This is a genomic window from Lactobacillus sp. ESL0228, from assembly GCF_003692825.1.
In the GTDB taxonomy this organism is placed as follows: domain Bacteria; phylum Bacillota; class Bacilli; order Lactobacillales; family Lactobacillaceae; genus Lactobacillus.
On sequence record NZ_REHJ01000010.1, the window covers coordinates 41,764 to 64,017 of the forward strand.

Sequence of the window (22,254 nt, forward strand, 5' to 3'; positions counted from 1 at the left end):
TAAGTAATTAGAATACAAAAAGAGCTATTGGATTTACCAATAGCTCGATTATTTTTACTTTAATTACCAAAAACTATTCTGCGTTACCGCCACGTTTTTTAATAATTTCTTCTTGAATTGACTTAGGAGTAGCTGCATAGTGATCAAATACCATTGTGAAAGTACCACGTCCTTGAGTCGATGAACGTAAAGTTGTTGCATAACCAAACATTTCAGCTAATGGGACCATTGAATTCAATACCTTAGCTCCTGAACGGTCTTGCATATTATCCATCGTACCACGACGAGCAGTAATTGATCCCATTACATCACCCAAATATTCCTCAGGCGTAATTACCTGAACCTTCATAATTGGCTCAAGAATTACAGCACCTGCCTTAGGAGCAGCATTCTTCAATGCGATAGACGCAGCAACCTTGAATGCGGCTTCTGAAGAGTCAACTTCATGATAACTACCATCATAAAGTTTAGCTTTGACGTCGATCAATGGGTACCCTGCTAAAATACCATTCTTCATTGATTCTTGTAATCCAGCATCTACTGATGGGATAAACTCACGAGGAACAACACCCCCGACAATGGCATCTTCAAATTCGTAACCTTTGCCTCTTTCATTTGGAGTAAATTCAATCCAAACGTCACCGTATTGACCCTTACCACCTGATTGACGGACAAATTTACCTTGCGCTTGAGCAGCTTTAGTAAAGGTTTCACGATAAGCAACTTGAGGCTCACCAATCTTTGCCTCAACATGAAACTCACGTTTCATACGCTCAACCATGATTTGCAAGTGCAATTCACCCATTCCTGAAATTAAAGTCTGACCAGTTTCAGCATTAGTTTCAGCTCTGAAAGTTGGGTCTTCTTCAGTTAACTTTTGTAATGCAACATCCAATTTGTCACGATCTGCTTTTGACTCTGGCTCAATAGAAACTTGAATAACAGGGTCTGGCACTTCCAAACTTTCCAAAATTAACGGATGATCAGGATCTGTCAACGAATCACCTGTTGTAGTATTCTTCAAGCCAATAGCACCAGCAATATCACCGGAGAATACTTCAGAAATTTCGTTTCTCGAGTTGGCATGCATTTGTAGCAAACGACCAACACGTTCACGACCATTTTTGGAAGCATTCAAAACATATGAACCCGATTCTAATGAACCAGTATAGACACGGATGTAAGTCAAACGACCAACAAATGGGTCAGTAGCAATCTTAAAAGCAAGAGCTGAAAATGGTTTATCATCACCAGCAATTAATTCAACTTCTTCACCAGTCTTAGGATCATGAGCAACATAAGGCTTAACATCTAATGGTGATGGTAGATAATCCACAACACCATCAAGCATCATTTGAACACCCTTGTTCTTAAAAGCCGAACCAGCAAATACTGGGAATGCTTTCAGATCTAAAGTTGCTTTACGAATAGCTGCTTTCAGTTCATCAATAGAAATTTCTTCACCGTTAAGGTATTTGTCCATAATGTCGTCATCAACATCAGCAACTTGTTCAATCAATTCAGCACGACGTTTTTCTGCTTCTTCTTTGTATTCGTCAGGAACAGGAATAGTATCCCACTTAGAACCCAGTTTATCTTCATCATAAACATCGGCTACCATGTTAATTAAGTCAATAACACCTTCAAACGATTCTGCAGAGCCAATTGGCATCTGAACAGCTAAAGCATTGGCGTTTAAACGTTCATGTAAAGATGTAACAGACTTATCAAAATCTGCGCCTATCTTGTCCATTTTGTTAATGAAAACAATTCGAGGAACACCGTAAGTTTCAGCTTGGCGCCAAACATTTTCAGTTTGAGGCTCTACACCTGCCTGAGCATCAAGAACAGTTACTGCACCATCAAGAACCCTAAGTGAGCGTTCAACTTCAATAGTGAAGTCGACGTGTCCTGGGGTGTCAATAATGTTAATTCTATAATCATTCCATTGTGCAGTGGTAGCGGCTGAAGTAATGGTAATACCACGTTCTTTTTCTTCATCCATCCAGTCCATCTGTGAGTCACCTTCATGAGTCTCACCAATTTTATGAATTTTACCAGTGTAGTAAAGAATACGCTCTGTAGTGGTAGTCTTACCCGCATCAATGTGGGCCATGATACCAATATTACGTGTTTTTTCTAATGGAAATTCACGTTTATTAGCCATAAATTTTCTCTCCTTAAAAAATTAGAAACGATAATGAGCAAATGCACGGTTCGCTTCAGCCATACGATGAACATCTTCACGCTTCTTAACTGCTGAACCAGTATTATTTGAAGCATCAATAATTTCATTGGCTAAACGTTCATCCATAGTATGTTCATTACGTAAACGAGCATATGATACTAACCATCTTAAACCAAGGGTAGTTCTTCTTTCAGGACGAACTTCTACTGGAATCTGATAGTTTGAACCACCAATACGGCGAGCTCTAACTTCCAACACTGGCATAATGTTATTCATTGCTTCTTCAAAAACATCAAGTGGTTCCTTACCTGTCTTATCTTTGACGATATTGAAAGCATCATAAAGGATTGAAGATGCCTTAGCTCTCTTACCATCAATCATTAAATGGTTGATTAATTTAGTAACAAGCTTTGAGTTGTATACTGGATCCGCTAAAATATCTCTTTTAGTTACATGTCCTTTTCTAGGCATTATTTAACTCCTCCTTAATCTTTCTTAGCGCCGTACTTAGAACGACCTTGTTTTCTACCATCAACACCAGCAGTATCAAGGGCGCCACGAATAATATGATAACGCACACCAGGAAGGTCTTTTACACGACCACCACGAATTAAGACAACCGAGTGCTCTTGTAAATTGTGACCTTCACCCGGAATATATGCAGTTACTTCAATCAAGTTAGACAGACGAACACGCGCATATTTACGTAAGGCAGAGTTTGGTTTCTTTGGTGTCATTGTGCCGACACGGGTTGCAACGCCACGCATTTGTGGAGCAGGATTTGCAACTAATTCCTTTTTCATACTGTTATAGCCATAGCTTAAAGCTGGTGACTTTGATTTAGTCGTCTTAGTATGACGACCTTTTCTTACCAATTGATTAATGGTTGGCATTAAAATTTTCCTCCTAATAAATCGTTTATTTTGTTCACATACCCAGGAGTTTCTTTTTTATCCTGAACGATTCTTAAAAAATTTACATAAACTATTCTACTCGTTTTTAATAAAAAATCAAACTCTATTAACAAATAATTCTCTTTTTGGAGTATTTAATACTGAGGTGCTTAATATGGAATGGATTTTTAAATTAACTAATTATTTGATTGGAACTTGTTTAGCATCCCACGCAGCACTAATTTGTGATCGTTGGGATGATGGAAATTTTATTTTCACGCGTTCTCGCTGCTCATTTTGTCATACAGAACTCTGTTTACTAGACGAATTACCAATCTTTTCTTATTTCTGGCTACACGGTAAATGCCGATACTGTCATAACTTTATTCCACCTAAACTTGTGGTAATTGAAATCATTGGAGGATTTGCCTTTATTTCTTTTGATTTTAGTAAATTACTTGATATTTTAACAGCAATTTTTGTTTTTTCTCTTTTACTTGCAGCAATTTGTGATTATGACCAAATGGAATTTTATCTTATAATGATTTTGCCGGCAGTCATTCTTGCATTATGGCAAAGCCCCAAAATTTTTTCATATCAATTATTCGATTTCATTCAATTAATTCCGGTTTTAATTATATTGATATATTATAACTTAACTAAAAAACTAGGTTTTGGTGATTTTCTCATTTATCTCACTTTAGCACTTTATTTCAATCCAGAGTTTGCAAATCATGTTTTTCTTTTTGGAGCATTATTTTCACTTACACATTTTTGGTTAGATGAAACGCTTCGTTCTACAACATCTGCAACTGCTTTTGTACCCGATATTTTTTTAGGGCTAATCGTTCAATTATTACTAAGGTAACAAAAATAGCGTTCCTATTCTTGATAGTAAAACGCTATTAGTTAAACAGTATTAATTTTGAGGTTCCTTGGCTTTGTCAGCTTCCTTCATTCTCTTCTCAATATCTGCAATCGAGTATACTGATTCTGGTTGCTTAACATCCGCTTCTGGTTCCATATTACGATAAATTGGAAGACCTGTACCCGCAGGAATAATCTTACCAATAATGACGTTTTCCTTTAATCCAAGTAGTGGATCATTCTTACCTCTAATTGATGCATCGGTAAGTACTCGTGTTGTTTCCTGGAATGAGGCAGCAGATAAGAAGCTGTTAGTTTCAAGAGCTGCCTTAGTAATACCAAGAATTACACTCTGAGCAGTTGCAGGAATACCACCAGAAATAATAACTGATGTGTTACGCTCCTTAAACTGACCAATATCCATAATTTCACCTGGTAACAAGTTAGTCTCACCAGGATCAAGTACGCGAACTTTCTGTAACATTTGTCTAGTTAATACTTCGACATGCTTATCTGAAATATCAACCCCTTGCATCCGATATGCTTTTTGAACTTCAACTAAAATGTATTCTTCCGTTGTTAAGGTATCTGTAACTTGAATTAATTCTTTTGGATCAATTGATCCCAGTGTTAATTTGTCCCCACGCTTGACTTCATCGCCTTCTGCAATTGCAACTGAAGCAGTGTAAGGCACACTATAACTTCTGGTATCAATTTTACCCTTAACAGTGATTTCTCGTGTATGCTCTGCAGGATTTTCTTGGATAGAATCAATTATACCATCTACTTCCGAGATAACTGCGCGACCTTTCGGATTACGAGCTTCGAATAGTTCTTGAACACGAGGTAAACCTTGAGTAATATCTTCAGCACCAGCAACACCACCATTGTGAAATGTACGTAATGTAAGCTGAGTACCTGGTTCTCCAATTGATTGAGCGGCAACAGTACCTACTGCTTCGCCAACTTCAACTTCTTCACCAGTTGCTAAGTTCATACCATAACATTTACGACAAACACCATGAGGTGTATCACAAGTTAAAATTGATCGTATTTTAACATCTGTTACTCCAGCATCACAAATCTTATGCGATAAGTCTTCATCCATAATGACATTAGGCCCAACAATTACTTCACCGGTCTTAGGATCTTTAACTGTTTCTGCAGTGAACCGGCCAAGCAAACGATCATAAAGTGGCTCAATTAATTCGTCACCTTCCATGATTGCATGTACGTCAATTCCACGATCAGTATTACAATCATCTTCACGAATAATAACATCTTGAGCAACATCAACTAACCGTCGAGTTAAATAACCAGACTGTGCAGTCTTTAAAGCGGTATCCGTCATACCCTTACGAGCTCCATGAGTTGACATGAACAATTCTAGAACTGACAAGCCCTCTTTAAAGTTAGAAGTAACGGGGATTTCAAATAATCCTCCATTTGGTGTGGCCATTAAGCCACGCATTCCAGCTAATTGAGTAAAGTTGGAAATATTACCACGAGCCCCCGAGTCTGCCATGATTGTAATTGGATTGCGTGGATCATAAATCTGGGCAATTTCATCCTGAACCTGATCCTTACATTTGTTCCAAATACTAATTACTCGATCATGACGTTCTTGTTCAGTAATTAATCCTCTTCTAAATTGCTTCGAAACAATATCAACTTGCTTATGAGCAACAGCTACTTTTTCATCTTTATCATCAATTTCAGGAACATCAGTCATACCAATTGTAATTCCTGAAGTAGTTGAACTAGTATATCCTAAAGTTTTTAAATCATCTAAATATTCAGAAGTTCTTTGAACTTTATAATACTTGTAAATGGTCGCAATAGAGTCTGACAAAAATGATTTCTTGAACGGTGTTGAAATCAATTCACCGGCTACATTATCAATTTTTTCATGAATATCTTCCCCTGGTTCCAAAAAGTACTTGTTTGCAAGCGGATGATTTAAATTTTCTTCAGTCGGTTCATTAATATAGAAATAATCTTCTGGAAAAATTTGGTTAAAAATCACACGACCATATGTCGTAATAAAAATACCATGTTCCAACCCCTTAGGCCAAGCTTTTCTTGGCATTGAGTCAGCAGACATCCCAATAATAGTATGATAATGAATGTCGCCATTGTTATATGCAACTGTAGCTTCATCGGGTGAATTGAATATCATTCCCTCACCTTCGCGACCTTTTTCAGCTTGTGTTAACCAGTAATTACCCAAAACAATATCCTGTGATGGAGTAACAATTGGCTTACCATCCTTAGGTGCTAAAATATGGTGCGCAGCTAACATTAAAAGTCTTGACTCTGCAACAGCTTCATCTGATAAAGGCACGTGGATAGCCATCTGGTCACCATCAAAGTCAGCATTGTATGCTTCACATGCCAATGGATGTAATCTGATTGATTTACCAGGAACTAAAACAGGTTCGAATGCTTGAATACTCAAACGGTGTAAAGTAGGAGCACGGTTTAATAAAACTGTTCTTTCTTTAATTACATCTTCAAGTACATCCCAGACTTCATCATCTTCACGATCAATCTTTCGCTTAGCACTCTTTATATTTGAAGCTATTTTGCGATTTACTAATTCATGCATGACAAACGGCTTAAAAAGTTCAAGTGCCATAGGTCGCGGAACACCACATTGATAAAATTTCAATTTTGGTGAAACATCAATAACAGAACGACCAGAATAGTCAACACGCTTACCTAGCAAGTTTTGACGAAAACGTCCCTGTTTACCCTTCAACATATGTGAAAGTGATTTAAGTGGACGATTCCCCGGACCGACAACTGAACGACCACGACGACCATTATCAATTAAAGCATCGACAGCTTCTTGCAACATTCGTTTTTCATTTTGGACAATAATATTCGGGGCATTTAAATCCAATAAGCGTTTCAACCGATTATTTCGATTAATTACTCGCCGATATAGATCATTTAAATCAGATGTAGCAAATCGACCACCTTCAAGTTGAACCATTGGACGTAAATCCGGTGGGATAACTGGAACAGCATCAATTACCATCCATTCGGGTTTGTTTCCTGAATCTTTAAATGCATCTAAAATATCCAGTCTTCGGATTGCACGCGTTCTCTTTTGACCAGTAGCTGTTTCCAACTCTTTCTTTAAATCGGTTACTTCTTTAGTTAAATCAACTTTACGAAGTAAATCGCGAATTGCTTCTGCACCCATCTTTGCTTCAAAACGATTGCCATATTTTGCTTTTTGTTCACGATATTCAACTTCAGTTAGTAGTTCTTTAAACTCAAGATCAGTGTCACCTGGATCAATTACAATATACGCTGCAAAGTAAATTACTTCCTCAAGTAAACGTGGAGACATATCAAGAATCAATCCCATTCTTGACGGAATCCCTTTAAAATACCAAATATGAGTCACTGGTGCAGCTAATTCAATGTGTCCCATGCGCTCTCTTCTAACTTTAGAAGAAGTAACTTCAACACCACAACGATCACAAACGATACCGCGATATCTTACACCCTTATATTTACCACACGCGCAAGACCAATCTTTAGTTGGTCCAAAAATTCTTTCATCAAATAACCCATCTTTTTCCGGCTTTAGAGTACGATAATTAATCGTTTCTGGCTTTTTGACTTCTCCATAAGACCAACTACGGATTTTATTAGGCGATGCTAGTCCAATTTGCATGCTTTCAAATTTATTAACGTCAATCAAAAGTTTAACCCCCTACTTACTTAGAAATCTTATCGTCATTATTGGATTGATCAACTGGAACATCTGTTTCTTGAGGTTCATTAGTTTCTTCATCCTCAGATTTTGCGGTTTCTTCGGCTAACTTCTTCTTCTGCTGCTCTTCTGCCATCTTAGATAAGGTATCAATATTCAAGTGCTCACTTGAGTCATCATCCATGTCACGTAATTCAACTTCGTTATGATCCATATCAAGTACACGAATGTTCAAGCCCAGCGATTGCAGCTCCTTAACAAGAACCCGGAAAGACTCAGGTACACCTGGTTTAGGAATTCTTTCTCCCTTAACAATTGCTTCGTATGCTTTAACACGACCAACAACATCGTCTGATTTATATGTCAAAATTTCTTGGAGAGTATATGCCGCACCATATGCTTCAAGTGCCCAAACTTCCATTTCACCGAAACGCTGACCACCAAACTGTGCCTTACCACCAAGAGGTTGCTGAGTAACTAACGAGTATGGCCCAATTGAACGTGCATGAATTTTATCATCGACCATGTGTGTCAATTTCAAATAGTGCATTATCCCAACAGAAACCCGATTGTGGAACGGCTCACCTGTTCGACCATCATAAAGAACTGTCTTTCCGTCCTTATCAATTCCAGCTTTATGAACTGTATCCCAAACATCATCTTCGCTAGCACCATCAAATACTGGAGTTGCAACATGTATACCCAAACTATTAGCAGCACGACCTAAGTGTAACTCCAATAGCTGACCGATATTCATACGAGAAGGAACACCCATTGGATTCAGACAAATATCTACCGGAGTACCATCTGGCAAGTATGGCATATCCTCTTCAGGAACAACAGCAGCAACGGTACCCTTGTTTCCATGACGTCCAGACATTTTATCTCCAACTTGAATTTTTCTCTTTTGGGCTATATAGACACGAACTAAAGTATTAACACCTGGTGAAAGTTCATCACCATTTTCACGTGTGTACACTTTAACATCACGAACAATACCGCCGCCACCATGGGGAACACGTAAAGAAGTGTCACGAACTTCACGAGCTTTTTCACCAAAAATTGCGTGAAGCAATCTTTCTTCTGCTGAAAGTTCAGTCACACCTTTAGGCGTAACCTTACCGACTAAAATATCACCATCATGTACTTCAGCACCAACGCGAACAATACCATCAGCATCAAGATCTTTAAGAGCATCCTCACCAACATTAGGTAATTCACGTGTAATTTCTTCAGGACCAAGCTTAGTGTCACGAGCTTCTGATTCGTAGTCCTCAATACTGATTGAAGTATAAACATCATCTTTAACTAAACGTTCAGAAAGCATGATGGCATCTTCATAGTTATACATATTCCAAGTCATAAAGGCAATTACCGGATTTTGTCCTAGGGCTAATTCTCCATGATCCATCGTTGGACCATTAACGATAACTTGCCCTTGCTCAACTCTATCGCCTAATTTAACGTTTGGAGTTTGATTATATGATTTAGAATTGTTTGACCGACGATATTTCTCAAGTGTGTATTTATCTAAAGTACTATCATCACGACGAATCCTAATTGTATTTGCATCAACATATTCAACTGTTCCTGGAGCCTTGGCTAACATAGCTGCACCAGAGTCATGAGCAGCACGATATTCCATCCCAGTACCTACAAGCGAACTATGTGGATTAATCAATGGAGCAGCCTGACGTTGCTGATTAGCCCCCATCAAGGCACGATTAGAGTCATCGTTTTCCAAAAATGGAATACATGCTGAAGCAACCGAAACAACTTGCTTGGGAATAACGTCCATATAGTCAATTTTATCAGGACTAACTTCGACATTATCTTCCTTATGACGTGCCAAAATCAAGTCGTCTTTAAATGAACCGTCTGGATTCAGATGGGTGTTAGCACCAGCAATAATATAATCATCTTCAACGTCAGCCGTTAAATAATCAATTTTATCAGTAACTTTATGGGTCTTCCAAGAAACACGCCGATATGGCGTTTCTATAAATCCATATTTATTAATCACTGCATACGTTGCAAGAGAGTTGATTAAACCAATATTAGGACCTTCAGGAGTTTCAATTGGACATAAACGTCCGTATTGAGTGTAGTGTACATCCCGCACTTCATAACCTGCACGGTCACGAGTCAATCCTCCTGGCCCCAATGCAGACATCCGTCGTTTATGTGTCAGTTCTCCCAATGGATTATGTTGATCCATGAACTGTGACAATTGTGATGAGCCGAAAAATTCTTTTAAACTGGCTACAATTGGACGAATATTAATTAATTGTTGTGGAGTAACAGTTGATGGATCTTGAATTGACATTCTTTCACGGACAACACGTTCCATTCTTGCTAAACCAATTCTAAATTGGTTTTGTAATAATTCGCCCACACGACGAATTCGACGGTTTCCCAAATGGTCGATATCGTCAGTATTTCCAATCCCATCTTGTAACAATAAGAAGTAATTAATTGAAGCCAATACATCGGCTGGTGTCAGATATTTAACATCTTTGTCGATATGCCCATTAGAAATAATCTTAACTACACGTTCTGGATTAACTTTTGAATAGACTTTAACTTCTTGAACAACAATCGGATCTGGTAAGACTCCTTCACTTGAAGGTTCATAAGTTACCATCTTAAAATCGTCACGATCAAGGTATTTTTCTAATGTTTCCATTACTTCATGAGTGACAATAGTACCTTTTTTAGCAACAATTTCACCAGTATCTGGATCTGCCAAGGTTTCAGCTAAAGTTTGACCATATAAGCGATTCTTTAAAGATAACTTTTTGTTAACCTTGTAACGACCAACAGTTGCTAAATCATAACGACGAGGGTCAAAAAAGCGTGCATAAAGTAGGGAACGAGACGAATCAGTCGTCTTAGGTTCACCAGGACGCAGACGCTCATATACGTCCTTTAATGCTTCGGCAACACGGGAATCTGCCGGATTCTTATGAACATCCTTGTCTAAAGTAAATTGCAAAGTATCACTTTGACCAAAAATATTTAAAATCTCATCGTCTGAGCCAATTCCCAGTGCACGAATTAAAACAGTCAATGGCAGTTTACGTGTCCGATCTACACGAACATAAGAAACATTTTTCGCATCTGTTTCATATTCTAGCCATGCACCCCGGTTAGGGATTACAGTTGTACCAAAAATTTGCCGACCATTTTTATCATAATCACCTGAATAATAAACACTAGGTGATCTAACAAGTTGCGAAACAATAACTCTTTCAGCACCATTAATGATAAATGAACCTGATTCTGTCATTAATGGTAAGTCACCAAAGAAAACATCTTGGGTTTTTATTTCACCAGTTTTTTGATTAGTTAACTTTAAAGTAACATGCATGGGAGCTGCATAAGTAGCATCATGATCACGCGCTTCATCAACAGTATACTTTGGTTTTTGTAATTTATAACCTAAGTATTCTAAAGAAAGCTTACCTGAAAAGTCACTAATGGGCATAATGTCATCAAAAACTTCTTTAATTCCTTCATCCAAAAACCATTTATATGATTCTGTTTGGACATCAGTCAAGTTAGGCAGTTTCAATACTTCTTTAATGCGTGAAAAACTGCGTCTTGTTCGATGTTTACCAAAATTAACTACGTGTCCATTTAACAAGGAGAAAACATCCTTTCTATCAGAGAAAGCTAGTATTACATTTTAATTACAAATTCAAAAAGCTGGCATTTTAAGCATAAAAAAGACAAAAACAACTGTTGTCATTTTTGTCCTTTATTATTCTACTGGACAATATATCAGTAGAATCCTGAAAATCAGCTATTAAATCAAAATTAATGATATCAATTTTCTTTATTATTGTCAACAAACTAGTTTGATTTAACCATGTGCTTATCAGCAGCCCTATTAATAGTAAATTTTAATTTATTGTAATTACAACCAATTTTTAACACATCGCCAGCTTTAATTTCACCGTTAATTAACATTTCTGCAATTTTATCCTCGATACTACTTTGAATCTCTCTTCTTAGTGGGCGTGCTCCCATTTCAGGGTTATAACCATCCTTAGCAATTTTATCCATTGCTGCAACCGAAATTTTTAATTGAACACCTTGTTTCTTTAATCGAATAATCAGTTTATGCGTAAGTAATGTTACAACTTGGCGTAATTGTTTTTGATTAAGTTCATCAAAAATAATTGTATCATCAATCCGATTTAAAAATTCTGGTCTAAAAAATTGCTTCAGTGCTTGACGAACACGGTCTTGTCTCATTTTGGTTTGACTAGTATTATCCGCATTAAATCCAACAGCCTTTGTCTCAAATAATGACCTTGAACCTAAGTTAGAAGTCATAATAATAATTGTGTTCTTAAAATCAACCTTGCGACCTTTAGCGTCTGTCAAAAAGCCATCATCAAGTACTTGTAACAATAAATTAAAAACATCTGGATGTGCTTTCTCAACTTCATCAAGCAAAATAACTGAGTATGGGTGTCGCCGTACCTTTTCGGATAATTGTCCACCCTCTTCATAGCCAACATATCCAGGAGCAGAACCAATTAGCTTACTGCTAGCAATTTGATCCATGTATTCTGACATATCAATCCGAATCAAGTTACGCTCAGAGCCAAAAATAGCCGCTGCAATTGCTTTAGCAAGTTCTGTTTTCCCGACACCGGTGGGACCTAAGAATAAAAATGAACCAATCGGTCTATTTTCATCTCTAATCCCACTACGACTACGTCGAACTGCTCTACTAATAGCTGAAACAGCTTTTTCTTGTCCAACAATTCGTTGATGTAAGAAATTTTCAAGATTAGCCAAATGTTTAGTTTCATCGCGATTCATTTGTGTTACAGGAACACCGGTCCAATTAGATACCACTTTAGCAATATCTTCTGGTTGAACAACTGCACTTTTTTGCGTAGTTTTATCTAAGGTAGTCAACAACTTAACCTGTTTTGTTTTTAACGCATTTTGCCTTTCTTGAAATTTAGCTGCTTCTACAAAGTTCTGATTAACAGCAGCCTGATTCTTTTGCTCAATCACTTTTTTTATTTGTTCATTAATTTGTAGTAACTGATTATTAGATCCTCTTCCCGATCTAATTTTAACTGCTGCACTAGCTTCATCAATCAAATCAATTGCTTTATCAGGTAAATACCGATTAGTAATATAGCGACTGGACAAGTCGACGGCATTTTTTAATGCTTGATCTTCAATTTTAACATGGTGAAAAGCCTCATATTTTGATTTTAAACCAGTTAAAATTGCATATGATTCTTCCGAAGTAGGTTCATTTAAACGAACAATCTGAAACCGCCGAGCTAATGCTTGATCTTTTTCAATATACTTTTGATATTCATCAAAGGTGGTCGCACCAATCATTTGAATATCACCACGAGCAAGCGAAGGTTTTAAAATATTAGCGGCATCAATTGACCCTTCTGCACCCCCTGCACCAATCAGTGTGTGCATTTCATCAACAAAAAGTATAATATTACCATCATTAGTGATTTCTTTAATGATTTTCTTTAAGCGATCCTCAAACTCACCACGGTATTTAGTTCCAGCGACCAATCCACCTAGATCAAGCGAAATTACTTGCTTAAAAAGTAAGTCATGTGGGACTTTCTTGGCAATAATTGCGCTTGCAATTGCTTCTGCAACCGCAGTCTTGCCAACACCAGGTTCACCAATCAAAACAGGATTATTTTTATTTCTACGTGATAAAATTTCAATTACTCGAGAAACTTCTTGATCACGTCCGATGACCGGATCAATACGACCATTTTCAGCACGCTCATTTAAATTGACAGAAACTTGATCAAGGGTAGGAGTTGTACTAGAATCATTCGCTCCGCTAAAATCAGATTCGTTAATATTAGACCAACCATTATTATCAGCAGAGCTATCTTCAGCATCAGTTTCCTCACCTAGGCTGTGAAAAACATCATCCTTTAAGCCATTTAAATCAATATTTAAATTTTGTAAAATCACTGAGGCTAATACTTGCTTATTTAATATCAATCCCAACAAAATATGACTAGTCGTGATTTGAGATGAATTTTCACGTTCAGCTAACGTACCCGCGTAAGCAAGCACCATACTCAACCTCGGTGACATTTCCATATACGTAGCTTTACCAGCTGAACCATATCCAGTATAACGTTCAATTTCTTCACGAATTGTGGTTGGTGTTGCTCCCCAAGAACGCAAATTTTTACCAGCTTCACCATCTGATTCAATAACCATCGCAAGAAGTACATGCTCAGTACCAATTAATCGATGATGAAAACTTTGAGCTTGTTCACGTGCAATTTCTAAAACTTGATTTGCACTTCTAGTATAAGATTTTTTCATCATAGCACCACCTTTACAAGTAACGTGTATCAACTATAAACTTTTTTGCTGAAATGTAAAATATTCTGTTTCAAGTTAACTTAATTCATGCCAAAAAACATTGCTATTATTATAACAAAGACTCCCTTGAGATGCGAATATCCTACTCAAATCATTTGCTAATTAATACTAATCACTTTGAATATTATTAAGAAATTTACTTACATATTCATTATATGATTTTCACCAACTTTTCTAAAATAACAAAATACCTTTATATCAACATTAATTGTCGATATAAAGGTATTACGTAATCGGGAAAACAGGATTCGAACCTGCGACCTCTACGTCCCGAACGTAGCGCTCTACCAAGCTGAGCTATTTCCCGTTAAATAAAAAATCCCATCATAGTGGACGGGATTTATCTGAAGCGGAAGACGGGATTCGAACCCGCGACCCCCACCATGGCAAGGTGATGTTCTACCACTGAACTACTTCCGCAAGACATTTATTATTATAGCAGACAAATATAGTTTTTCAACCTTTTTTTCAAAAAATCTAAATAGCTAGTTATTTTATAAGACAAAAGATTATTACATTAACAAAAATTCGGTATATTTGTACAAATAATAATAAAAGGAAAAGATCTATGCAAAATGAATCAGAAAATTTATTGCACTTATTCAAAAATCAACTATCCTTTACTGATCAACATGTATGTATACTCTTAAACAATCTTGAAAGTATCGATCCACATTTTTGCGATAAACTTAGTTATAGTCTTTTAGCACGTGGTTTTCAGGAAAATTCTTTTAGTAAAAGCAACTTAGAGTGATTATCAATTTTTTTATTAATAAAAACCCTGTTTTATCAAATTACTAAACCTGAGAATAATGCTGCTTTTTTGCAATTATTTACTGCCCTATTGGGAAAGCACTAATTTTGAAAATGGATAGTGACCAGACTATTTTAACCACCGATTAACGTCAAATAATGTTCAATTGAAGTATTGCCTACTTAGAATTAAAAAGGGATTATCGCAGCTTTGTAAAAAATAAAGGTTGGTCACATAATATCCACATGGTAGTGACTTTTTAGCTGCAATATTGCAACATCCCAAATTTATCATTCAAGACCAAATAGATCTTTTAAATTTAATCCTTACGATTTTTAACAATATGCAAACTTTCTTTGTTGATAAAGAAGAAAAGCGATTGGCTTATGCTTTTTTCAAGGGCTTAAAAGTCAGAAATTTTCTACTTCCACTTTTATTGAATTCATTAATGAGCGCTACCCAAAATTAGCTAATGACAATTTACTCGAGTGACATCAACTGAGTTCCTGGTTAACAATGCTTCAAAGTTGCTATTTTTTCCTAAAAAGGCCTGAGTTACAAGTACCAATTGCTAATTTAATTAAAAAATATTACACAACTATGTTTAATTAATAATAAACGTTGATATATAAAAAACAGGTAGCTGATGATATGAACCCCAAAATTAGGATACTCTATTAGCTGCTAACTGAGGACTAACTGTCGATATTCAATCGGAGTTAGTCCTTTTAGTTTGATATTAATTCTTTTCTGGTTGTAATACTTAATGTAGACCCTGATTGCGTCTTCTAGTTCATTAATATTTTTAAATTGCTTTTCAAACACATAAAACATTTCCCGCTTGAGTATGCCAAAGAAGCCTTCCATTAAGCCATCATCAAGGAAATTGCCTTTGCATGACCTTGATTGGCTAATGCCATGGTTTTTCCAGCCATGCTTAAAACTGAGCATTTTGGTATTGCCAGCCTTGATCGGTGTGGAAGATCAATCCGTTTGCCGGATGCTTGGCCAGCGTTTACTGACCATGCCAAACAGTTTCAATTTGTTCATTAAGCGCTGCACCTCTTTATGATTAACTAATAAACCGCGACATTTTAATTCCCAAGTAATGCGACATAGCCATATCGGTGCTTGTGTTCTTCATAAATAGCTTTGATTTCAGTCATTGTTGCCCCGATCTTTATCCTTCTTCAAAGTGTAGTAATAGTTACTGCCATGACAGATGGAGCAGCTGCGGATTGGCATTGATAGTACCAAGAATGAAAGTTACGCCGACTTTAAGTTCGCGTCTTAGTTGGGTAACTGCATGGGCTATTTCCGTGGCTTGCGGTTCATGGTCTGCTGGTCGACTAAGACGCTTAATTTTTTTACAAATTCGTTCTCGCTTTCCAGCTTTAAGTTCTACTGGCGTAAGTGTTCGTTTTCTTGCTTGAGTCGGTGATTTTCCTGCTTGATCAGCTGTTGACTTTTGGTCATGGTGCGGTCGTCCTCTCCGGTGATTAATGATATTATAACCATTTTTGCGGTATTCGCACAGCCAATGTGTAACGTGCCACAACTTTTCAAACCTAAATCTAGTGCTACTTGATAGCCAGGCTGACGTGCAATTAATGCCAGCAAATAATCAATATTAGACCTTCTAACCTGGTAACACCAACTTAATTCAGTAGAACTAATTTGATAATCATGCCAAAGATGATAGCTTGTAATTTTATCTTGTTTAGATAATTTAGACATAAAAATACGACCTCTGAAATTATCTTAGTTTCGGGGGTCATATCATTCGTTAATTAATGGTGCCTTTTTTTGCTTTGGTATATTAAATAATATTTTTATCTTAATTCGGCGACTAAAGAACCATATGTGTAAGTTGATGAACCATTACCAATAAAAATTCCAACGCCTATTTCAGAATAATCAGAACTTAATAAAATTTCTTTGTGTTCCCAATTTGCACCTGCATCATTTTTCATAAATTGATTGTAAGCAAATGAAGGAATATCATCTTCATTTGAAAGCATTGTACATACTTCTGCGTTTGAATCATCAGGCATAAGATCATTTCCATTTTCATCGACATGATGATCTTCACGTCCTGTTTTAACTAAGCTCATACCATCGTGAATTGATCTTTGATAAGCTTCTTGACTCAATTCTCCATTTAAAGTCAAAGGTTTTCTGCCTAAAGCTTCTCTGTCTCTGTTTACCATTTCTACAAAACGTTCAATATATGTTTGCTTTTGACCTGAAGTTAAACTTGTTGGATTTTTTCCGTTAGTTTTTTTTGTTGATGTAGAGCTTGAATTTCTAATATTATTTTGTGATGAATTAGAAGTACTGTTAGTGCTTTGTACTATTGAATCAGTATCAATTTCATTTACCCATTGATCTTTACCAATTTCGTACATGTCATTTTCTTCTGCATATACATTGTAAGTACCATGTAAAGGAATTGAATTAATCCAACTGCCGTGTGGAATAGCATGAGAAGCACTATAAATATCAATATTATTGTTATCAATTTTTACTTGGAATTTTGGAGTACCCATACCATTAGTATTAATTTTTGTAGTAGAAGATGAATTAGTTAGCGAAGTAGTATTTGAACCTTTTTTTACTTTGTATGAGTGCATTTTGGCAACATTTGAAGCCTTAACGTAACGATTCTTACCTACACGGTAATACTTTTTACCATGAATATATTTTACTGAGTAGTATCTGTAAGAATGATGTCTGTATAACTTTTGTCTGCCAATTCTGTGTCCTATGTAGTTGTAGAGATATGCGTTGTGCTTTAAAGTGATTTTCTTAGCTGCGGCTTCTACAATAGCAGTTTGCCCAAATGGAACAATATTTGTGTTGCTTGCAATTAATGGAGTAGCAAGACCGACAGAAACAACTGTAGTTAAAATAACTTTTTTAAATGTAGTATTTTTCACTTTGTTTTCTCCTTTTCAAATTAGATCTTTTTTAATCATCTAATTAAATGCTACAAAATTTTGAAATCCAAAAACGAAAACTTGATATGACCCCCGAAATTGTCTTAATTTCGGGGGTCATATCGTGTCATACTTGTTTTTTGATAGGTTATTTATTTTTCTTCGCTAAGTCTTCTTCAACTTCACGTTCAATATCTTCAATTTTTTCTGGACGCATTGTTGGGAAGAGTAACACATCCCTAATTGCTGGGGCGTCAGTTAAGAGCATTACCAATCGGTCAATCCCGATTCCCAAACCACCTGTAGGCGGCATACCATATTCCATTGCACGTAAGTAATCTTCATCAATCATGTCGGCTTCATCATTACCTGCTTCACGCTCAGCCATTTGTGCTTCAAAACGTTCTCTTTGATCATCGGGATCATTTAATTCAGAGAAGGCATTACCATACTCTTCGCCCATGATGTAGATTTCAAAACGGTCAGTGAAGCGAGGATTATCAGCATTTTTCTTTGCTAGTGGTGAAATTTCTACCGGATGTCCATAAACAAATGTTGGATCGATGATGGTTTCTTCACAATACTTTTCAAAGAAAGCATTGATGATGTGGCCGACTTTCCAGAAACTTTCAACTTGAATATCATGTTCTTTAGCAATCTTGGTTGCTTCTTCAATGCTCATTTCTTGCCAGAAATTAACACCAGTCTTCTCTTTAATTAAATCAACCATGTGAACACGTCGGAAAGGTTTGCCTAAGTCAATTTCTGTTCCTTGATACGTAACCTTACCGTCATCTGTAACCACATCAGCAGCCGCACGAATAATACCCTCTGCTTCATCCATCACATCATGAAAATCCCAATATGCAGCATACGTTTCTAGTTCGGTAAATTCTGGATTGTGATGGGTATCTAGACCTTCATTTCTGAAAACACGGCCAATCTCGTATACGCGTTCCATATCACCAACAATTAATCGCTTTAAAGGTAATTCAAGCGCAATTCTCATATACAAATCAATGTCTAGTGCATTATGATGAGATATGAATGGACGTGCTTCAGCACCACCTGGAATATTATGCAAAACTGGTGTTTCCACTTCTAAGAAATCTTTTTTGTTTAGAAAATCCCTAATTGCCTGAATAATCTTAGTCCGGTTAACAAATCGCTCATAACTTTGGCGATTTGAAATAAGATCAAGATAACGTTGGCGATAAATCTGCTCTACATCCTTTAATCCATGATACTTATCAGGTAGTGGCCGTAAAGACTTAGACAAAAAAGTCACATGCGTTGCACGAATAGTCAATTCTCCTGTATCAGTTTTCATGACCTCACCATCAATTCCTAAAAAGTCACCAATGTCCGACTTTTTGAAAATTTGATAATTTTCTTCACCAACAATATCTTTTCTTACGTAAATTTGAACTTTACCAGTACGATCATACAAGTCAGCAAAACCAACTTTACCCTTACCTCTTTTTGCCAGCATTCTACCCGCAATTTTCGTCTTAGGCAATTCTTGATTTAATTCATCTTTGTCATCATCTACATACTTTTCATTTAATGTTTGAGCCAAATCTTGACGCTCAAATTTTCTCATGCCAAATGGCTCAATTCCATTCTCTCGCAATTCTTCCATTTTTTGGCGACGAACAATTAATTGGTCGTTCATATCATTTTTTGCCAATTATTTTTCCTCCATAAATTTTTCTTTTCTAGTAGCTTTTTGGGTTTGCCACTTGTTGTAATCTTCAACAAAATTATCTAATAAGTTGTAAACTTCTTGCGCCGTCCAAACTTCATTTATTTTAGCACGAGTTCTTGCCGAACGAGGAATTCCTTTCAAATAATATGCAGCTTGCTGTCGAAATTCTGGTACGGCAATTTTTTCACCTTTTAATTCAACTAACCCAGCTAATTGATGTTTAGCAGTGGCAACTCGTTCAGCAACACTTTGTGGCGGTAATTTTTCCCCTGTTTCTAAATAGTGAACCATATCTTTTAAAATCCAGGGATTACCTAATGCAGCACGACCAACCATGACAGCAGTACAGCCAATTTCATCAAGCGCTTTTTTAGCTAATTCAGGGGTAGCAATGTCACCATTAGCTACAAATGGAATATCCAAAACCTGTGCTACTTCATGAAGAGTTTCCCAATCAGCTTTGCCAGCATACATCTGCTTACGAGTTCTACCGTGCATTGCAATCATACTTGCACCAGCTTCTTGCGCAGCTAATGCATTTTCTAGAGCAAAAATATGCTTACGATCCCATCCAATTCTCATTTTAACAGAAACTGGTTTAGAAACGTTTTGCACAACTTTATGTACCATTTGATAAATCTTATTTGCATCAAGTAACCACTTCGAGCCAGCATCAGTTTTAGTCACTTTGGGTACTGGGCATCCCATATTGATATCGATTATATCCGCATCTGTATGCTGATCGATATATTGGGCTCCTTCAAGAAGTGTGTCTTCTGTACCACCAAAAATTTGGATGCTCATTGGATGCTCTCGCGGATCAACCTGCATCATTGACATTGTTTTCTGATTACGATAAATGATTCCATGATCAGAAATCATTTCACAAACAACCATTCCCGCACCAAATTTTTTACAAGTCATCCTAAAAGCAGAATTTGACACCCCAGCCATCGGTGCTACTACTACTCGATTAGGTATAGTTATATCTCGAATTTTCCAGCTATTATCCACCAAATCATCCTTTCAATACTTTAATATCATAACAAAAAGGATCGTTTAAAGAAAATCCACGATACCAAAACATTAAAAATGTTATGCCTTAGATCTTTTGCTTAATTAACTGTGTCAAAAAAATTACCAGGTGCTACCCGATTGTAATAACGTAAAAACGCTTTTTTACTTTGATCATCAACCGAGACTTTTGAAACGCTTGCATTTTGCGCTTCTCCTATTTTGGTTATGTCTGGGCTCTGCAAAACATTTTGAATCATTGAACGTGACGCTGTACCGTGAAAAACAATTAGAATCGATTTATTCACATATTTATCCACTAAATCATGCCAAAAATTCATCAACCGCGCTGCCAAATGTTCATAACTCTCGCCGTCACAATATTCTGCATATTTTTCATTAAAATAACCCAATTCATCAAACACTTGTGGATAGCGTGATCGAATTTCAGCTGCAGATTGACCATCCCAGTTACCATAATTCATTTCTTTTAGGCGATTATCATAGATAATATCGTGCTGCCCTTGATTCAAAATTTCAGCGGTCTGCTTAGCCCTTCTTAATGGACTAGCATAAACATAGTCAATATTTTTAATATTAAAATTGTCGCGTAAAGTTTCAACCTGCTTAACACCAGTCTCATTTAATGGCAAATTAGTTCCTGATCCGTTAATAGCCAAGGTCTTATTAGTATCTGTTTGACCATGACGCACAATATAAACATTTAGCATTAGCTACACTCCTTTACTTGTTTAATATAACTAACTCATTATAATCAAAATTATAATTCTCCGCATCTTTATTTTTGTAATAGAATTTTTCTAAACACGAGAAGTAGAAATATAAAACTAGGCTATATATTAGCCTTTTATTATTGTTTCTTAACTAAAATTGCCTTCAACTCATTTTCTGTAAACTGATACTTATTACCACAAAAATTACATGTTAATTCAGCCCCATGATCTTCTTTAATCATTTCTTGTAATTGGCTATTTTTTAATGTAGCTAAAATGTTGGTGTACTTTTTCTTTGAACAATCACATTTATAAGCGACATCATCTTTAGATAAAATTTTACAGTCGCTTCCTAAAATTAACTTAGCTAATTCTTCTGGCTTCATACCGTCTAAAAAGGCACTTGAAAGTGCTGGTAAATTATTAATTCTCTCAATTGTTGAACTAACTAGTTTGTCACTTGCTCCTGGCAAGGCTTGTAACATAAAGCCACTTGCTTCACCGATGGAATTATTAGGATTAACAAAAATTGATAAGCCGACTGCAGATGGTATCTGTTCAGATTTGGTCAAATAATATGCAACATCTTCAGCTATTTCACCGGAAACAATTGGAACTTGCCCTGTGTATGGTTTTTTTAATCCCAAATCTTTGGTTACTTCTAGCCACCCTTGTCCAACAGCTGTTTTAACATCAATATGTCCATTTTCCTTTGGCGGAAGTGCAATATGAGAATTTTTGACATACCCTTTAACCGTCAAATCTGACTTTGCAGTTACAACGGTTGGCCCAACAGGCCCATCACCAAGCAAGCGAACGGTTAATTCTTCTTTTTCAGTTAACTCAGCCCCAGCAAGAAGCACACCAGCAATTAACGTCCTTCCTAAAACGGCGGACGAGGCAGACCATGTATCATGCCGCAAGTGGGCTTCTTGAACCAAGTTTTTTGCTGTAATTGTTAATAAACGTAAATTTTTGGTTTTGTCAATTGCTTTAACTAAATAATCGGTCATTAT

General features: G+C 36.5%; 15 protein-coding genes, 2 tRNA genes and 1 pseudogene. 3 read left to right on the top strand and 15 right to left on the bottom strand.

Annotated features, from left to right (window positions below):
- Nucleotides 1-73: 73 nt before the first annotated feature.
- Genes fusA through rpsL form a run of 3 tightly spaced genes read right to left on the bottom strand, consistent with a single transcriptional unit; the run spans nucleotide 74 to nucleotide 3,081 of the window.
- On the bottom strand, nucleotides 74-2,167 hold the full coding sequence (fusA, locus tag F5ESL0228_RS06680; RefSeq protein WP_122023271.1) for an elongation factor G: 2,094 nt from the start codon (nucleotides 2,165-2,167) through the stop codon (nucleotides 74-76).
- A 21-nt stretch (nucleotides 2,168-2,188) separates the two neighbouring features.
- Nucleotides 2,189-2,659: a 30S ribosomal protein S7 gene (gene rpsG, locus F5ESL0228_RS06685; RefSeq protein ID WP_122018846.1), complete on the bottom strand. Its 471-nt coding sequence runs from the start codon at nucleotides 2,657-2,659 to the stop codon at nucleotides 2,189-2,191.
- A gap of 14 nt (nucleotides 2,660-2,673) precedes the next feature.
- A complete protein-coding gene (rpsL, locus tag F5ESL0228_RS06690) occupies nucleotides 2,674-3,081 on the bottom strand; it encodes a 30S ribosomal protein S12 (protein ID WP_046325359.1) in 408 nt (135 codons plus the stop codon).
- Nucleotides 3,082-3,256: 175 nt separating this feature from the next.
- On the opposite strand from rpsL, the gene F5ESL0228_RS06695 reads away from it, so the two are divergent.
- Entirely contained in the window at nucleotides 3,257-3,949 is a 693-nt protein-coding gene (locus tag F5ESL0228_RS06695) for a prepilin peptidase (RefSeq protein WP_158592501.1), read from the top strand.
- A 51-nt stretch (nucleotides 3,950-4,000) separates the two neighbouring features.
- On the opposite strand, the gene rpoC is transcribed toward F5ESL0228_RS06695, so the two are convergent.
- The 5 genes from rpoC to F5ESL0228_RS06720 form a co-directional block, all read right to left on the bottom strand.
- Nucleotides 4,001-7,666, bottom strand: a complete 3,666-nt coding sequence (rpoC, locus tag F5ESL0228_RS06700; RefSeq protein WP_122018850.1) for a DNA-directed RNA polymerase subunit beta' — start codon at nucleotides 7,664-7,666, stop codon at nucleotides 4,001-4,003.
- Between the two features lie 16 nt (nucleotides 7,667-7,682).
- The gene (locus tag F5ESL0228_RS06705; protein ID WP_122023273.1) at nucleotides 7,683-11,324 is read right to left on the bottom strand and encodes a DNA-directed RNA polymerase subunit beta; all 3,642 of its coding nucleotides are present in this window, start codon (nucleotides 11,322-11,324) and stop codon (nucleotides 7,683-7,685) included.
- Nucleotides 11,325-11,533: 209 nt separating this feature from the next.
- A complete protein-coding gene (locus F5ESL0228_RS06710) occupies nucleotides 11,534-14,029 on the bottom strand; it encodes an ATP-dependent Clp protease ATP-binding subunit (RefSeq protein WP_122023274.1) in 2,496 nt (831 codons plus the stop codon).
- A gap of 293 nt (nucleotides 14,030-14,322) precedes the next feature.
- Nucleotides 14,323-14,396: transfer RNA gene (locus F5ESL0228_RS06715), tRNA-Pro, on the bottom strand.
- A gap of 41 nt (nucleotides 14,397-14,437) precedes the next feature.
- A tRNA-Gly gene (locus tag F5ESL0228_RS06720) sits at nucleotides 14,438-14,509 on the bottom strand.
- Nucleotides 14,510-15,099: 590 nt separating this feature from the next.
- Here F5ESL0228_RS06720 and F5ESL0228_RS08625 point away from each other — a divergent pair.
- Nucleotides 15,100-15,312 (top strand): annotated as a pseudogene (locus F5ESL0228_RS08625) (DUF2785 domain-containing protein); the annotation flags it as partial.
- Nucleotides 15,313-15,527: 215 nt separating this feature from the next.
- Here the strand turns inward: F5ESL0228_RS08625 and F5ESL0228_RS08500 are convergent.
- Nucleotides 15,528-15,794, bottom strand: a complete 267-nt coding sequence (locus tag F5ESL0228_RS08500; protein ID WP_369916865.1) for an IS3 family transposase — start codon at nucleotides 15,792-15,794, stop codon at nucleotides 15,528-15,530.
- Between the two features lie 287 nt (nucleotides 15,795-16,081).
- On the opposite strand from F5ESL0228_RS08500, the gene F5ESL0228_RS08505 reads away from it, so the two are divergent.
- Nucleotides 16,082-16,276: a hypothetical protein gene (locus F5ESL0228_RS08505; protein WP_233553563.1), complete on the top strand. Its 195-nt coding sequence runs from the start codon at nucleotides 16,082-16,084 to the stop codon at nucleotides 16,274-16,276.
- Here F5ESL0228_RS08505 and F5ESL0228_RS08510 read toward each other — a convergent pair.
- From F5ESL0228_RS08510 to hslO, 6 genes are all read right to left on the bottom strand, one after another.
- Complete coding sequence (locus F5ESL0228_RS08510; protein WP_233553564.1) at nucleotides 16,245-16,580, bottom strand: hypothetical protein; 336 nt, start codon at nucleotides 16,578-16,580, stop codon at nucleotides 16,245-16,247. The genes F5ESL0228_RS08505 and F5ESL0228_RS08510 overlap by 32 nt on opposite strands.
- Before the next feature lie 95 nt (nucleotides 16,581-16,675).
- On the bottom strand, nucleotides 16,676-17,782 hold the full coding sequence (locus tag F5ESL0228_RS06740; protein ID WP_122023277.1) for an SLAP domain-containing protein: 1,107 nt from the start codon (nucleotides 17,780-17,782) through the stop codon (nucleotides 16,676-16,678).
- A 148-nt stretch (nucleotides 17,783-17,930) separates the two neighbouring features.
- Nucleotides 17,931-19,472 carry a lysine--tRNA ligase gene (gene lysS, locus F5ESL0228_RS06745; protein WP_122018860.1) on the bottom strand — a complete coding sequence of 514 codons (1,542 nt, stop codon included), beginning with the start codon at nucleotides 19,470-19,472 and terminating at the stop codon, nucleotides 17,931-17,933.
- Complete coding sequence (gene dusB / locus F5ESL0228_RS06750; protein ID WP_199713345.1) at nucleotides 19,473-20,504, bottom strand: tRNA dihydrouridine synthase DusB; 1,032 nt, start codon at nucleotides 20,502-20,504, stop codon at nucleotides 19,473-19,475.
- Between the two features lie 101 nt (nucleotides 20,505-20,605).
- Complete coding sequence (locus F5ESL0228_RS06755) at nucleotides 20,606-21,235, bottom strand: histidine phosphatase family protein (protein WP_122018864.1); 630 nt, start codon at nucleotides 21,233-21,235, stop codon at nucleotides 20,606-20,608.
- 140 nt (nucleotides 21,236-21,375) lie between these two features.
- Complete coding sequence (hslO, locus tag F5ESL0228_RS06760) at nucleotides 21,376-22,251, bottom strand: Hsp33 family molecular chaperone HslO (protein ID WP_122023279.1); 876 nt, start codon at nucleotides 22,249-22,251, stop codon at nucleotides 21,376-21,378.
- Nucleotides 22,252-22,254: the final 3 nt, after the last annotated feature.

Bases quoted from the DNA above. Each gene is read 5' to 3' on its own strand.
- fusA (WP_122023271.1), bottom strand. From the start codon at position 2,167: ATGGCTAATAAACGTGAATTTCCATTAGAAAAAACACGTAATATTGGT.
- rpsG (WP_122018846.1), bottom strand. From the start codon at position 2,659: ATGCCTAGAAAAGGACATGTAACTAAAAGAGATATTTTAGCGGATCCA.
- rpsL (WP_046325359.1), bottom strand. From the start codon at position 3,081: ATGCCAACCATTAATCAATTGGTAAGAAAAGGTCGTCATACTAAGACG.
- F5ESL0228_RS06695 (WP_158592501.1), top strand. From the start codon at position 3,257: ATGGAATGGATTTTTAAATTAACTAATTATTTGATTGGAACTTGTTTA.
- F5ESL0228_RS06710 (WP_122023274.1), bottom strand. From the start codon at position 14,029: ATGAAAAAATCTTATACTAGAAGTGCAAATCAAGTTTTAGAAATTGCA.
- F5ESL0228_RS08500 (WP_369916865.1), bottom strand. From the start codon at position 15,794: ATGCTCAGTTTTAAGCATGGCTGGAAAAACCATGGCATTAGCCAATCA.
- F5ESL0228_RS08510 (WP_233553564.1), bottom strand. From the start codon at position 16,580: ATGTCTAAATTATCTAAACAAGATAAAATTACAAGCTATCATCTTTGG.
- F5ESL0228_RS06755 (WP_122018864.1), bottom strand. From the start codon at position 21,235: ATGCTAAATGTTTATATTGTGCGTCATGGTCAAACAGATACTAATAAG.
- hslO (WP_122023279.1), bottom strand. From the start codon at position 22,251: ATGACCGATTATTTAGTTAAAGCAATTGACAAAACCAAAAATTTACGT.